This is a genomic window from Bacillus sp. CECT 9360 (assembly GCF_918741275.1).
GTDB lineage: Bacteria > Bacillota > Bacilli > Bacillales > DSM-1321 > Peribacillus.
Window position 1 is genome coordinate 17,704 of the sequence record NZ_CAKKNA010000001.1, and the last position, 14,491, is coordinate 32,194.

Below are 14,491 nucleotides of genomic sequence, written 5' to 3' on the forward strand. Positions count from 1 at the left end.
GTCACGATTTTACACTTTGTTCAATGATTGGGTTTGTATAATATATATAATTATATATAAGGCTAGTATTCATAGCATTTAGATAAAATCAACCAATCCGTATACATATACACTTCAATTTTTCGGAATATTCCGACTTAATTTCTACAGCAGGAAGCGGATAATTTATTAAATCATCACAGCTGAACTTACAAGATCATTTAAAAAGGGGGGTTTTAATGAAAACGCAAATTGAACAGAATGGGATTGTTACTCTGACAGAAGAAGTGGCGCAAAATTTGAGTGACAGTGAGTTGTGGAATGATGATTTGCGCCCAACCACACTTAAAGAACATTCATGGAAAGGTATAAACTTCGCTACTTTATGGATCGGGATGTGTTTATGTATCCCGGCGTATACGATGGCCAGTGGTTTGATCACATTGGGAATGAACTGGTGGCAGGCAGTCGGAACGATATTTCTTGGCAATGCGATCGTGCTTATCCCTATTTTATTAAATTCACATGCTGGAACAAAGTTCGGAATTCCGTATCCTGTCTTTGCGCGGCTTTGGTTCGGGGATAAAGGGGCGCATATACCGGCGCTCGCCCGGGCCATTGTTGCGGCTGGATGGTTCGGGATCAATACTTGGATCGGGACGGGTGCTATCGATACTTTGCTGGTGGCTACTTTCCCTGCCTGGGGCGACTTAACCGGACATACGGCGATCATTTTTGCCTTGTTTTGGGCCTTGAATGTCGGAGTGGCTTTTAAAGGTCCGCAGAGTATGAAGTTGCTGGGTTCAATCGCTGCTCCTGTAGTCGGTGTCTCGGCCATCATTCTCCTTTTTTGGGCATTTACGAATGCTGGGGGTTGGGGACCTATTTTGGAGCAACCATCGAAATTCAGCACAACCGGCGAGTTTCTAAAGGTGTTTTTTCCGGCCTTAACAGGGGTTATCGCTTTCTGGGCTACGCTTGCGTTGAATATCCCTGATTTTTGCCGATATGCTAAAAGCCAGAAATCGCAAATGGTTGCCCAAAGCTTTTCACTGCCGATCACAATGAGCATCTTTGCTTTTATTGGGATTGCCGTTACATCAGCGACGATCGTCATCTTCGGCCAGGCGATTTGGGATCCGGTCCAGCTGATAGCCAATTTCCCTCCATTTGTTATCTTGTTGGGAACGATTGTCATAGTCCTCTCTTCTTTAACGATCAACGTGGGCGCCAACATTGTAGCGCCAGCCCGCGCCGTAGAGAATTTAAACCCGAAACGAATCACGTTTGCGCTTGGCGCTCTTATTACCGGGATCGCAGCGATCTTGATGCAGCCTTGGTACATCATGTCCAACTTCGGTAACTATATTTTTGGCTGGCTCGGGGCTTATGCAGCTTTGCTCGGCCCGATTGATGGCATCGCGATCGCAGATTACTGGCTTGTCCGCAAAAGGCAAATGGCCCTTAAAGAGCTATATGAACCTAACGGAAGATACAATTACAGCAGTGGGGTTAATAAAAACGGAGTCTATGCTCTTTTGATAGGCGTAGCCATTCCCGTCCTCGGCCTATTCATACCAAGCCTCAGATTCCTCTGGGATAATGCCTGGACTTTCGGCTTGTTTATTTCGATTATTGTCTATACCTATTTAATGAAAGGTGATAAAAGTATTTTAAAACCGGGAGAGTACGAGAAAATTACTATAATAGACAACCAGACGCAGGATGCACACACCAATCCGATCGACGCAGCACTCACAAAATAATAGGTCTGAGCAGTATTTTCTTAGGCCTTTTTTAGATAAAATTCGGAAAGTGGTGAAATCATGATTAAAACAACTTCGATTAATCCAAAAAGATTACAGGAACGCATCCATCAATTAGCTTTAATCGGCAAAATCGGTGATACAGGCATATGCCGTTTAGCTTTATCAAAGGAAGATCGAGAAGCAGTTGAAGTGGTACAGGGATGGATGGAGGAAGCGGGAATGGCAACCCGAATCGATAATTTTGGAAACTTAATCGGAAGATTGGAAGGAGAAAATCCAGAAAAGCCCATTTTAATGCTCGGTTCACATATTGATTCACAGCCCTACGGGGGACGCTTTGACGGGACAATTGGGGTTTTAGGGGCCATTGAAGTCGTCCAGTCGATTACCGAAAAAAAGATTATTCCTGATAGTCCGATGGAAGTGGTAGCCTTTTGTGATGAAGAAGGCTGCCGGTTCAATAAAGGAATTTTTGGGGTGCGTGGAATTTGGGGAGACCTTGAACCCGGGGAATTGGAAAGAACGGATAAAGACGGGATTACGAGGAAACAAGCGCTGCTAGATTTTGGCTGCGATATTACGAAATTTGAAGAATCACAATATAAGAGAGGAAGCATTGCCGCATTTTTGGAAATGCATATCGAGCAGGGGCCGGTGCTGGATACATTAAACGAACCGATTGGAATTGTAACAGGCATTTCAGGCCCTCTCTGGCTTACCGTTGAAATGACTGGTTTTGCAGGACATGCGGGAAGCGTTCCGATGGCGATGCGCCAGGATGCCTTATTAGGGTCGGCAAAAGTAATTGTTGCCTTAAATGAAATTGCCACGCAAGAACCAGGGAGCCCTACGGTAGCAACGGTAGGAAATATTGAGGTATTTCCAAACTCGCGCAACATCATTCCGGAAAAGGTTACATTTACAGTTGATTTAAGGGATATCGAACTCGAACGGCGAAATCAATATGAAAGGGAAATACGAATAGCGATTGATACGATCGCAAAAGCACATGGTCTTACGTATACGATTTCAGAAGACACCAATACAGAGCCTCGGTATTGCGCGAACTGGATAAAAGATATTATTCGGGAAGCGAGCGAAAAAATGGGCTACAAACCGACTGAATTAATGAGCGGTCCGTTTCATGATTCATTGGTGATGTCGAATTACTGTGATTATGGAATGATTTTTGTCCGCTGTAAAGACGGCATTAGCCATAACCCGCTTGAATATTCCACGGATGATGACATAGCGATAGCCACGGAGCTGTTATATCAAACAGCACTGGGCATCCTGAACCAGAAAAATTAAATGGATATAACAGCCAGAGAGTGAGCTCTGTTCCTGCATGAGCTCACTTTTTTTGCGTGCTTTTATAGGACAGGCTATTCATAAACAATATTTTTACACAATGTATGATATGGGCCGTTCAATACTTACAGATTGTGTAATGCTTCTGTATGGCAAGTCATAATAAAATAAATGAAACAAACCTATCTTTTATAAAGGTTATTTGGTTTAGGGGAGAGGTTATACCATGTCAGACAAAGTAAAGATTGGCCTTATTCAAGCTGCAAATGATGTACACGGTGATGAACCGGTAGAGTTACACAAGCAGAAAGCGATTGAAAAGCACATAAAGTTAGTCAGGGAAGCCAAAGAAAAATCAGCGCAAATTATTTGTCTTCAGGAAATTTTCTATGGCCCTTATTTTTGTGCCGAACAAACTCCCAAATGGTATGAAGCTGCCGAAGAAATACCAAATGGCCCAACTGTAAAATTATTTCAGGAATTGGCGCATAAATTACAAGTCGTTATTATCCTGCCAATCTATGAACGGGAAGGAATTGCGACTTATTACAATACGGCCGCTGTCATTGACGCAGATGGATCCTATCTAGGTAAGTACCGGAAAAATCATATTCCCCATGTTCAGGCCGGCGAAAAGGGATACGGTTTTTGGGAGAAGTATTACTTTAAACCTGGTAATCTTGGGTATCAAGTTTTTGAAACGGCCTATGCGAATATAGGAGTCTATATTTGCTATGATCGCCATTTTCCTGAAGGAGCACGGTTGCTCGGGTTAAAGGGTGCTGAAATCGTGTTTAATCCATCCGCCACAGTGGCAGGCACCTCCGAGTATTTGTGGAAGCTGGAACAGCCGGCACACGCCGTTGCCAATGGCTATTATATTGCTGCGATTAATCGGGTCGGTGTCGAAGCGCCATGGAACATGGGTGAATTTTACGGGCAATCTTATCTGGCTGATCCGCGGGGCAATTTTGTCGCCATGGCTAGCCGTGATAAGGACGAGGTGATTATCGGGGAAATGGATAAGAAACTGATTCGCGAAGTAAGGGATGTCTGGCAGTTTTATCGTGACCGCAGACCTGAAACCTATCAAGAAATGACTGCTCTACTTCCTTAAGGTTTAGAATGAACAATTTGAACTGGAAAGGAGAAATGTTGATTGAGAAAAATAGAAAGAATTTCGCTGCAAAACCTAGAAGGGAATTTTGAAGAAATGGAGCCAGGCTTATCGGATCGTCAGGCAATCGAAGAAGCAAACCGCTGTTTGTACTGTTATGATGCTCCCTGTATTAAAGCCTGTCCTACTGAAATCGATATCCCCACTTTTATAAAAAAAATTGCTTCAGGTAATTTAAAGGGTTCCGCGAAAACGATTATGACAGCCAATCCGGTTGGAGCAAGCTGTGCAAGAGTTTGTCCGACAGAAGAGTTATGTGAGGGAGCCTGTGTGTTAAACCATTCTACAGCACCGATTATGATCGGTAATCTTCAGCGTTACGCCACAGACTGGGCGATTCAAAACCAGCAAGTTCTGTTCAAGGCAGGGAATAAGAACGGCAAATCCGTCGCCGTTGTTGGAGGCGGTCCTGCCGGCTTGTCAGCTGCCCGGGAACTGGCTCTGCTTGGTTATACGGTCACCGTCTTTGAAGCGGAAGAAAAGGCAGGCGGGTTAAATACGTATGGAATTGTTTCTTTCCGCCTGCCGCAAACCATCTCCTTTTGGGAAGTAGAACAGGTTAAAAGCCTTGACGTAGAGATACGGACAAACACAAGAATCGGCAAGGATATTCAGGCACAGGAACTGCTCGAAAAATATGACGCAGTGGTTTTGGCGGTAGGGATGTCGGAAGTCCCGCAGCTTGGCATCGAAGGAGAAGACCTGCCAGGTGTTTTTGATGCAATTCAGTTTGTAAAAGCAACTAAAACAGGTGAACTTTCAAAAGAATTCATTGGAAAGCGAGTCGCTGTCATCGGCGCAGGCAACACAGCGATCGATGCCGCGACCTGTTCGGTTCGTCTCGGAGCGGAGATTGTGAAAATCCTATACCGGAGAACGATTGAGGAAATGACAGCCTATGAATTTGAATATGAATTTGCCAAACAGGACAATGTAGAGTTTCATTGGTTGACTGCGCCGAACCGGATCATCGCTGATGAAGGGGGAATGGTTACGGGAATCGAGTGCAAGCGAATGGTATTAAGCGAGCCTGGTGAAGATGGTCGCCGCAGGCCTCTGCCGGTGGAAGGTTCAGAATTCATCATTGCTGTGGATGCGGTTATTAGGGCAATTGGACAATCCAGATATGTCCAGTTAATCGAAGAGTTCGGCATCGAGCATGATGATGGGGTCGTTAAAATTGCACCGAAATCATTCCAAACATCGAAAGAACAGGTTTATGCCTGTGGAGATGCTATTTTTGGCAAGGGTCAGGGAGAAGCGATGGTCGTTTCTGCTGCCCAGCAGGGGAAGATGGTAGCACTTGAGGTTCATAGAAAGCTAGGCAGTGAGATTAGCGCAACCGCTTAATAAATAGATATTGGGAGGTAGGACGATGGCTGATTTGCATATTAATCTTGCGGGAATTAAGTCTCCAAACCCATTTTGGCTGGCCTCTGCTCCCCCGACAAATTCTGGATATCAAGTGCAAAGAGCATTTGAAGCAGGATGGGGAGGAGCCGTCTGGAAGACATTGGGCGATCCAATATTGAATGTCTCTTCCCGGTTCGGGGCTATCCATTTTAATGGCCAGAGAGTAGCTGGCTTCAACAATATTGAATTGATTACCGACCGGCCCCTTGAGGTGAATTTGAAAGAAATTTATGAAACGAAAAAGAGATTTCCGGACCGCGCGATCATTGCCTCATTAATGGTTGAGCCGAAGCAGGAAAAGTGGCATGAAATTGTAAAGCGTGTGGAGGATGTAGGAGTAGACGGCCTTGAGCTCAATTTCGGATGCCCACACGGAATGGCGGAAAGAGGAATGGGCTCTGCTTCCGGACAGGTACCGGAATTGGTGGAGAAACAAACATTTTGGACGAAGGAAGCAGCCCGCACCCCTGTCATAGTAAAATTAACGCCAAACATTACAGACATCACCGTTACTGCAGAAGCTGCGGTCCAGGGCGGTGCGGATGCGGTAAGCATGATCAACACGATAAACAGCCTTGCTGGTGTCGATATCCATACGTGGAATACGATTCCGCATGTTGCCGGGAAAGGAGCACATGGCGGCTATTGCGGGCCTGCTGTGAAGCCAATTGCTTTAAATATGGTCGCTGAGTGTGCGAGAAATCCGTTAGTGAATGTGCCGATTTCAGGCATAGGCGGTATCTCGAACTGGCAGGATGCCGTTGAATATTTACTGATGGGCGCAACAGGTGTCCAGATTTGCACGGCCGCTATGCACCATGGCTTTCGCATCGTAGAAGATATGATTGAAGGCTTATCTATCTATTTAGACGAAAAAGGCCTCTCTTCAGTCATGGATCTCGTTGGGAAGTCCGTTGCGAGATACTCCGACTGGGGTGAACTTGATTTAAACTATAAAACCGTTGCCAGGATAAATAACGATGTCTGCATTAACTGCAACAAATGCCATATCGCTTGTGAGGATACGGCGCATCAATGCATCGATATGCTCCAAGATGCTAACGGTCCTTTTTTACGAGTTCGTGAAGAGGACTGTGTTGGCTGCAATTTATGTTCGATTGTCTGTCCTGTCGAAGGCGCCATCGATATGGTCGAATTGAAAAATGAACTGCCGCCATTGACCTGGAACGAGCGCCAGTCAGTCATTGGGTCACTTGGTGAAAGGGATCTGGTCAAATAGGAGGAATTTGATGAAGAAACTAATCAAAAACGGAACAATTGTGACCGCTGCTGATACTTATGCAGCAGACATATTAATAGAAAATGAGAAAATTACTGCGATTGGAAAAAACCTGAACGCAGCCGGTGCCGAGATAATCGACGCAGCCGGTGCTTATGTATTTCCGGGCGGAATTGACCCGCATACCCATCTTGAAATGCCATTTGGCGGAACCGTGACGAAGGATGACTTCGAAACAGGTACGATAGCAGCTGCTTATGGCGGAACCACGACAGTGATTGATTTCTGCTTAACCGATAAAGGCAAGCCATTAAAGAATGCGATTCAAACATGGCATAATAAATCAAAGGATAAGGCCGTAATCGACTACGGCTTTCATCTGATGATTTCCGAAATTAACGAGCGGGTTTTAGAAGAGATTCCTAGTGTGATAGAAGAGGAAGGCATTACATCTTTTAAAGTATTCATGGCTTATAAACATGTGTTTCAGGCAGACGATGAAACCCTGTTCCGGACGTTGATTACCGCCAAAGAACATGGTGCACTCGTCATGGTCCATGCTGAAAACGGGGATGTCATTGATTACTTAACGAAAAAAGCATTGGAAGAAGGAAACACGAAACCGATCTATCACGCATTGACACGACCTCCTGAAATTGAAGGTGAAGCGACGGGAAGGGCTGCCCAATTGGCGGGTCTCGCTAATTCTCAACTTTATGTTGTCCATGTATCCTGCCAGGACGCGGTTGAAAGAATCATAGAAGCGAGAAATAAAGGGTTTGATATTTGGGGTGAAACCTGTCCGCAATATCTGGTGCTTGACCAATCCTATTTGGAAAAGCCGAACTTCGAAGGTGCGAAATACGTCTGGTCGCCTCCTCTCCGAGAAAAACGGCACCAAGAAGTGCTTTGGAACGCGTTGAAAAACGGCCAACTGCAAACAATCGGCTCGGACCAATGTTCTTTTGACTTTAAAGGACAAAAGGATCTTGGAAAGGATGACTTCACTAAAATTCCAAACGGCGGACCTATTATCGAAGACCGCATGAGTATTTTATTTTCGGAAGGCGTCAAAAAGGGCCGCATTTCGCTAAATCAATTCGTCGACATCACCTCAACCAGATCGGCGAAGTTGTTCGGTTTATTCCCGCAAAAAGGGACAATAGCGATAGGCTCGGATGCGGACATTGTCATCTTCGATCCAGCAATAGAAAGAACGATTTCGGCAGAGACGCACCATATGGCCGTCGATTACAATGCCTTTGAAGGAATGAAGGTCACCGGTGAGCCTGTTTCCGTTTTATCGAAAGGTAAATTTGTTATCCGCGAAAAGCAGTTTGTCGGTGAACCAGGCAGCGGACAATTCCTGAAGCGCTCTAAATATGGCAGTGCGGCAACGCTTGGAAAAAAAGAAGAATTGTCCGTATAACTGCATTATAAGAGAATATTCGGATGGGGGATGTCCATGTCAGAGTATCAGGAGTACCGGGCGGAAAGGGAAAAAATCGATTTTTTAATCAATCAAGGCTATCAAATCGAGCATGTCACCGAAAACCTTAGCGGCGCCTTTGTTGATTTCAGATCATTAAAGGCAAATGATTTCAAGCAGCTGCATATCAAAACAGCGGATGCGCGAAAATACTTTTCCACCAAGCTCTTAAAATCAAAGACGGGCAGTTAGATAGGTGTTTCCGGTCAACTTAGTCGTGAATTAACTTTTTCTTAAATGCAGAGTCTCACGTTGGAAAATTGTTACATAACACATTTTAAGCGTGGCCTGTTTTTTTGCGGAAAAGATTTTTACGAACAACTCAATGTGACTAAATTTTATTGGTGAAGATTGTAAACTGTTCTTTATATAATCCAAATCAATATGTTATAAAATCCCAAAGAGAAAGGCCAACTGAGGGCCTTTCGATGCTCAGAAGTGAAAGAAAAGAACTCAACTTGCGATCATAAAAAACGGAACCGATCAATCGAATTCTGGCACTATCAAAATAAAGTTCTTTTTTTTAGGTTTGATGACAATTCCATAGAGTCTGTATGAGGAGCGATGCTAATCGGGCAATGCTCTTTTTTTTACATAAATGTGCAGATTCTTAGGAGTTTTAAATATCCTGTTATTTTAAATTTTGAGTGGGTAGAATGAAATTGAACCTAATTTCAGAGGAGGATGTATATGACTCAGCAACAATATGAGGAATGTATTAAAGCATGCTTAGAATGTATGGATGCTTGTAACACTTGTTTTGAAGCTTGCTTGGGAGAAGCTCATGTACAAGCGATGGTCGAGTGCATTCGGTTGGATAGAGAATGCGCGGATATGTGTAGCTTTGCAGCTAAAGCTATGCAAACGAATAGTCCATTTGCCAAACAAATCTGTGCTCTATGTGCAGACATCTGTGAAGCATGCGGGAACGAATGCAAGAAGCACGACCACGATCACTGCCAAAAATGTGCAGAGTCATGTTTTAGATGTGCGGAAATGTGCCGTAAAATGGCAGCCTAATTTCATGAGAAAACACGCTAAAAATTAACAACAGCGTGTTTTCTTTTTGCTGTTATGCAAATAAGATTTCTTTATCGACCCTCTTTAAAAACTTAAAAAATGGTTCCCGCTTTTTGCCTATTTGGGAATATACGTCGATCATATTTTCAACTGCTGCATATAATTCTTCAGGAGTCAGGTTTTCCAATAATAACGTTCCTACTTCTGCATCTTTTCCTTTCGCTTTCCCGCCTGCATATAAGTTATAATGCTCCCTTATTTTCATTACCCCGATATCACTTAACATCGGCTCACCGCAGCCAACGGGACATCCCGTATATGCAACCTTGAGAGTGAATGGAACAGGTATGCCCGCAATTCTGCGATTTAACTCTTTAGCAACTGGCATCCCTTCCTCTTCTTCCCCTTTACAAAAATTACAGGTCCTTAGGCTTTTTACGTAGTTTCCAACAGGATAACACTGAAGCCCTACCCGGGTGAATTCATCGATGATTTCGAATTGTTGTGCTTCAGGGATTTCAATATATATTTGCTGAAAAGTGGTTAATTCCAGTTCCTCATCTTCGTTCATATATTTAGCGATTGTCAGTAATTGTTTCGAGTTTAGCCTTGAGCCGAAACCTATCCCGCCATTGATTGCTATCTTCATTTTTTTAATATCTTCGTTCGTCATTCAATTTCTCTCCCTTGCATCCATATGTGACTTCAGATTATGGTTATCTAAGATAAAATATATCTTAAAAATATAATAATTTACTAGTTATCTGCTGTTTTAAGAGAAACTGCATACTTTCTCCACAAATATTCGTTACACTTATATCGTAAACAAGAAGGTGACCAATTTTGAAAATATCCTTGAAATTAGGTTTGTGGATTTTTATTTGCATTTTATTGATCGAGTCCATTTCCATGGTTTTTTTACACAGCAATGTGGTCCATTCCCGTATTGACCAGGAATTAGAATTTCTAAAGACAAGAGGGAATAGTCACCGTGACGTCCTAGAAATCTCTTTTGATCCTGCCACCCTTCATCATATTGGTTTAATGGAATCTCACACCGATACGGATGTGGTGATTACAAATTCAACTGGAAAAGTCCTCTTAACATCTGAAGCGGTCAATAGCGGGATGAAAAAGATACTAAACAAACCAATCTCTCAGGTACCAAGGAAAGGTCGTATCATTCAATCCGACTGGAAGAAGGAAAGGTATATAGCAACCGTTACACCGTTTAAAACAAATGGAAGGAATACGGGCTATGTCTATATGTTTAAGAACACAGAAAACGTGGAAGAATTTGTTTCGCAATTAAACAGGCATTTTTTGTTGGCATCCATTCTCATTATGTTCTTTATGTTCATCACAATATTCCTTTTATCAAAAGCTCTGACAAGACCGCTCATTCTCATGAAGGAAGCAACCACTAAATTAAGCAACGGGGATTTTTCAGTATCTGTTCCTGTTCGGTCGAATGATGAATTAGGGGAACTTGCCCAATCAATTCAGACATTAGCTAATGAATTAAATTATGTGAAACAGCAACGAAATGAATTTCTTGCCAGTATTTCTCATGAACTTCGTACTCCTTTAACCTATATAAAAGGCTATGCCAATATTGCTAAAAGAACAGATTTGGGAGTTCAAGGACGGACACAATACTTGGACATCATACATGAAGAGTCCGAACGACTAAATAGGTTACTTGAGGAATTGTTCGATCTTGCAAGAATGGATCAAAACACTTTTACCATTACTAAGAAAAGGGTTCACCTTTACCCATTCCTACATTCTGTTTATGAAAAAGTATTACCTGCATTTAAAAATAAGGGGATACAATTGATGCTAGATTGTGACAATGACTTATTCATTGATTTGGACCCTGCCCGTTTTGAACAAGTTCTTCTAAATATACTGGACAACGCGCTAAAATATTCGAAGGAAGGTACGGTTACCACTATCCAAGCTTTTACAAAGGATGGAAACGTTCAAATTGCCATAACTGATCAGGGAATGGGCATTCCATATGATGACATACCGTATGTATTTGACCGCTTATACCGTGTGGAAAAATCACGTTCTAGAGAAACTGGGGGGTATGGTTTGGGACTTGCCATCGCAAAGCAGTTAGTGGCAGTTCACGGAGGCACCATTTCCGTTGAAAGCAGTGTTGGACGGGGGACACGTTTTAGGATTACGTTTAAGGAGAACTAAAAATGAAGACAGTGCTGTTAGTTGATGACGAAAAAAGAATGCTAGATTTGTTACAGTTATATATATCACCCCACGGCTACAAGTGTATTAAAAAGAATTCAGGTTTTGATGCCCTTACGTTCTTGAGAAAGGAACAGGTTGACTTAGTCATCCTAGATGTGATGATGCCTAAAATGGATGGTTGGGAAACATGTGAAAAAATCCGCCAATTCTCTAACGTTCCTATTATCATGTTAACCGCTCGGAACGCAGATGAAGAAATGGTGAAGGGTTTAAAAAAAGGGGCAGACGATTATGTGACTAAGCCCTTTAACGAAGAAGTGTTACTTGCAAGGATGGAAGCAGTAATGCGTCGAACCAAAACCAACCCGGAAGACTGTTTGTCATATAACGGTTTAACCTTGGATGAATCTGCTTTTGAAGCCTATTATCAAGTTGAGCCGATTTCCTTAACACCAAAGGAGTTCTCCATCTTGGGGCTATTTTTAAAATCCCCTAACAAAGTGTTCTCTAGAGATTATTTGCTTTCAACCCTATGGAGTTTTAAAACAGAAACGGAGGATCGAACAATCGATTCCCATATGAGAAACATCAGGGAAAAACTTCGACACGTTGGGTTTCCGGTGGAGCATCATTTGAAAACCGTTTGGGGACTTGGCTATAAATGGACTATTGAAGAGGAACAATGAAGTTGGGTTGTTACTTACAAAAATATGCCACTTGGAAAAATTTAAAGTAAATTACAGTGATTGCACATTAAAGAGCATCGAATATCGATGCTCTTTAATCATTTATACACTACCAGCTTAAGAAACCTCTTATAAGGAGTAACCTACTCCTATTTAGATGGCATTTGTCAGCCACCTTCAATACAAGTAACACTTGAACTACCCACATTAGTATTTAATTCCATTAGCAGGGTAGGAAGAATATCCTGTTGTACCAGTACCTCTAATGTCTTTTCAGAAATCGGAACATTGTATGTATTTAGAATTTCAATTGTGTTCTCCCAAACTTCGACGATAGCTTTTGAAGACATATTTGGTTGAATAACCATTCACTGAACCTCCTATCATATAATCATTTTACCATTCAGTATGGTAGTAAAAAGAAAAAGCCTAATTTTCTTTTTACTTTTTTTCATCTCGAACTTTTTAAATGCCAGCACTGCACCAAAGAAAAATACGGAGGCTATTAGTGCTGCTATCGGCAGCATCGGCACCACATTGGCAGGGAAGACAAACGGGAGTAATGGGAATGCGTACACAGCTGGGATACGGATTCCTGCAACCCGTAGCAGAATAAGCATCAAAATCATATCCAACAGCAAGACCAGTATCCAAGAATCAATAGCAAAATACAACAACGTTCCAACAGTAGCGGATACTGTCAATACAAGCACTTGTTTCATTGCCATCTTTTTATTATACATCGGTTTTTGAAGCGATTCATAAACCACTACAACAATTGGCGGGATTACTGACAGTTGCGGATAATCAAAGACCCAACATAGACCAATCCAAATGAAGTGTAAGGCTAAGAACACCAGCATGTACTTGTATTGGATCGCCACTTTTTTCTCCAGCCCTTTATTTAACTTAAACAAGAGGACTCCAAGCATTAAGATAAGGGTAAAAATAAAAACGGAAATAATAAAAGACCAATGATTGGCGTTGATCACTAAAGGCAATAAGCCTGTTGCGAGAGAAGCGGCTAAATTTGATTGAATGATACGCAAAAAGAGCATCATCAATACCAATGTGAGGACAACCTTCCCTATATAATGGATGGGCAATTGATTAACAAAAAAACCGATTGCGGCCGTGATAGTGGGAGCAATAAAAACCTTGGATGGCTGTCTGATCCATCCTGCTTCTCGGTACACCCACATGGCAATCGCCATTGCCGCGATTTCCGGCAAAATAATTTCGTGATCTTCCAGCACCATCGACATCCCAACCATCGTAAATATCAACAAAAAGGCTATTATATATGAGATAAACGTTACATTTTTTGATACAGGTGAATCCATATTATCATTCCTTTGTTATAATAATTGACATTATGATTTCATAAAAAGATTTAACTAGTTCCTCTATTGAGACGATGATATTCCAGAATTTTTAGTTTGCCCATGTTCATATCACCGAATTCACTACTTTCTTGAGATAATCTAAAGAAGGACATCTGAAATGATGCCCTTCCTTTCTTACCGTTTTTAATTACCAGAATGCTCTCCGCCATTACCTTCCTGTGCTGAAAGTTCGCTTCCTGTGACCCATTTGTGGTTTTTCAATTTTTCTCCACCTGTTGTTGGCGTGTAATCAATCATATAAACAGTCGTTTGTTCAGCTGAATCAATAGTAGCTTTTGCACCATTCATACCTTCCATATGGTCTGCCTCAAGGGTGACTTCATCTCCTGCTTCATAAGGTTTATCACCAGCATCTTTCAATTCCTCGTGAATAACCCATTTATGATTAGTCACTTTTTCTCCTCCAGTTGTTGGCGTGTAAGTTACAGCATAGGCTGTCGTATCATAAGCACCAACAATTTCAGCCTCAGCACCATTCATACCTTCCATATGATCAGTTTCTAAAATTGCCGTACTTCCAACTGTATAGGTTGGATTCGTTGCTTCCTTCAACCCTTTAGGAGCTTCTACTGAACTGGAATGATTCATCTCTGAATGGTTGTTGCCAGGATCGTTATTTTCTTGTTTGGTTTCATTACCTCCATCTGAACAAGCAGCTAATCCTAATGCCGTTATTAAAGACATAAGAAAAAGTGTAACCTTTTTACCTTTCATTAATATCTCCTCCTATAATGTGAATAATTAAATCCTACTACAATAATTTGCAGAAATTATGCATTTATACATT

The 14,491-nt window shown here is 42.1% G+C and carries 14 protein-coding genes; 10 read left to right on the top strand and 4 right to left on the bottom strand.

Annotated features, from left to right (window positions below):
• Positions 1-218: 218 nt before the first annotated feature.
• From LQ216_RS00085 to LQ216_RS00120, 8 genes are all read left to right on the top strand, one after another.
• A complete protein-coding gene (locus tag LQ216_RS00085) occupies positions 219-1,745 on the top strand; it encodes an NCS1 family nucleobase:cation symporter-1 (protein ID WP_230126097.1) in 1,527 nt (508 codons plus the stop codon).
• Positions 1,746-1,805: 60 nt separating this feature from the next.
• Positions 1,806-3,059, top strand: coding sequence for a M20 family metallo-hydrolase (locus LQ216_RS00090; protein ID WP_230126098.1), 1,254 nt, complete (start codon positions 1,806-1,808; stop codon positions 3,057-3,059).
• A gap of 226 nt (positions 3,060-3,285) precedes the next feature.
• Positions 3,286-4,176, top strand: coding sequence for a nitrilase-related carbon-nitrogen hydrolase (locus LQ216_RS00095; protein ID WP_230126099.1), 891 nt, complete (start codon positions 3,286-3,288; stop codon positions 4,174-4,176).
• Between the two features lie 96 nt (positions 4,177-4,272).
• Positions 4,273-5,586 (top strand): NAD(P)-dependent oxidoreductase, encoded by a 1,314-nt coding sequence (locus tag LQ216_RS00100; RefSeq protein WP_230126426.1) that lies wholly within the window; start codon positions 4,273-4,275, stop codon positions 5,584-5,586.
• A gap of 25 nt (positions 5,587-5,611) precedes the next feature.
• Positions 5,612-6,889 carry an NAD-dependent dihydropyrimidine dehydrogenase subunit PreA gene (gene preA, locus LQ216_RS00105; RefSeq protein WP_230126100.1) on the top strand — a complete coding sequence of 426 codons (1,278 nt, stop codon included), beginning with the start codon at positions 5,612-5,614 and terminating at the stop codon, positions 6,887-6,889.
• A gap of 10 nt (positions 6,890-6,899) precedes the next feature.
• Positions 6,900-8,318: a dihydropyrimidinase gene (gene hydA / locus LQ216_RS00110; RefSeq protein ID WP_230126101.1), complete on the top strand. Its 1,419-nt coding sequence runs from the start codon at positions 6,900-6,902 to the stop codon at positions 8,316-8,318.
• A gap of 36 nt (positions 8,319-8,354) precedes the next feature.
• Entirely contained in the window at positions 8,355-8,570 is a 216-nt protein-coding gene (locus tag LQ216_RS00115; RefSeq protein ID WP_230126102.1) for a hypothetical protein, read from the top strand.
• Between the two features lie 498 nt (positions 8,571-9,068).
• Positions 9,069-9,398: a four-helix bundle copper-binding protein gene (locus tag LQ216_RS00120; RefSeq protein ID WP_230126103.1), complete on the top strand. Its 330-nt coding sequence runs from the start codon at positions 9,069-9,071 to the stop codon at positions 9,396-9,398.
• 52 nt (positions 9,399-9,450) lie between these two features.
• On the opposite strand, the gene LQ216_RS00125 is transcribed toward LQ216_RS00120, so the two are convergent.
• Positions 9,451-10,071: a nitrite reductase gene (locus tag LQ216_RS00125; protein ID WP_117304389.1), complete on the bottom strand. Its 621-nt coding sequence runs from the start codon at positions 10,069-10,071 to the stop codon at positions 9,451-9,453.
• A gap of 170 nt (positions 10,072-10,241) precedes the next feature.
• Between LQ216_RS00125 and LQ216_RS00130 the strand changes: the two genes are divergently transcribed.
• Entirely contained in the window at positions 10,242-11,609 is a 1,368-nt protein-coding gene (locus LQ216_RS00130) for an ATP-binding protein (protein ID WP_230126104.1), read from the top strand.
• 2 nt (positions 11,610-11,611) lie between these two features.
• Entirely contained in the window at positions 11,612-12,298 is a 687-nt protein-coding gene (locus LQ216_RS00135) for a response regulator transcription factor (protein ID WP_230126105.1), read from the top strand.
• A gap of 167 nt (positions 12,299-12,465) precedes the next feature.
• On the opposite strand, the gene LQ216_RS00140 is transcribed toward LQ216_RS00135, so the two are convergent.
• The 3 genes from LQ216_RS00140 to LQ216_RS00150 form a co-directional block, all read right to left on the bottom strand.
• On the bottom strand, positions 12,466-12,666 hold the full coding sequence (locus tag LQ216_RS00140; RefSeq protein ID WP_117304395.1) for a hypothetical protein: 201 nt from the start codon (positions 12,664-12,666) through the stop codon (positions 12,466-12,468).
• A gap of 15 nt (positions 12,667-12,681) precedes the next feature.
• Entirely contained in the window at positions 12,682-13,641 is a 960-nt protein-coding gene (locus tag LQ216_RS00145) for a hypothetical protein (protein WP_230126106.1), read from the bottom strand.
• A 186-nt stretch (positions 13,642-13,827) separates the two neighbouring features.
• Positions 13,828-14,418, bottom strand: coding sequence for a YdhK family protein (locus tag LQ216_RS00150; RefSeq protein WP_230126107.1), 591 nt, complete (start codon positions 14,416-14,418; stop codon positions 13,828-13,830).
• Positions 14,419-14,491 lie beyond the last annotated feature (73 nt).

Coding starts and splice junctions, on each gene's coding strand:
- LQ216_RS00140 (WP_117304395.1), bottom strand. CDS start 12,666: ATGGTTATTCAACCAAATATGTCTTCAAAAGCTATCGTCGAAGTTTGG.
- LQ216_RS00095 (WP_230126099.1), top strand. CDS start 3,286: ATGTCAGACAAAGTAAAGATTGGCCTTATTCAAGCTGCAAATGATGTA.
- LQ216_RS00150 (WP_230126107.1), bottom strand. CDS start 14,418: ATGAAAGGTAAAAAGGTTACACTTTTTCTTATGTCTTTAATAACGGCA.
- LQ216_RS00085 (WP_230126097.1), top strand. CDS start 219: ATGAAAACGCAAATTGAACAGAATGGGATTGTTACTCTGACAGAAGAA.
- LQ216_RS00090 (WP_230126098.1), top strand. CDS start 1,806: ATGATTAAAACAACTTCGATTAATCCAAAAAGATTACAGGAACGCATC.
- preA (WP_230126100.1), top strand. CDS start 5,612: ATGGCTGATTTGCATATTAATCTTGCGGGAATTAAGTCTCCAAACCCA.
- LQ216_RS00100 (WP_230126426.1), top strand. CDS start 4,273: ATGGAGCCAGGCTTATCGGATCGTCAGGCAATCGAAGAAGCAAACCGC.
- LQ216_RS00115 (WP_230126102.1), top strand. CDS start 8,355: ATGTCAGAGTATCAGGAGTACCGGGCGGAAAGGGAAAAAATCGATTTT.
- LQ216_RS00145 (WP_230126106.1), bottom strand. CDS start 13,641: ATGGATTCACCTGTATCAAAAAATGTAACGTTTATCTCATATATAATA.
- LQ216_RS00135 (WP_230126105.1), top strand. CDS start 11,612: ATGAAGACAGTGCTGTTAGTTGATGACGAAAAAAGAATGCTAGATTTG.
- LQ216_RS00125 (WP_117304389.1), bottom strand. CDS start 10,071: ATGACGAACGAAGATATTAAAAAAATGAAGATAGCAATCAATGGCGGG.
- LQ216_RS00120 (WP_230126103.1), top strand. CDS start 9,069: ATGACTCAGCAACAATATGAGGAATGTATTAAAGCATGCTTAGAATGT.
- hydA (WP_230126101.1), top strand. CDS start 6,900: ATGAAGAAACTAATCAAAAACGGAACAATTGTGACCGCTGCTGATACT.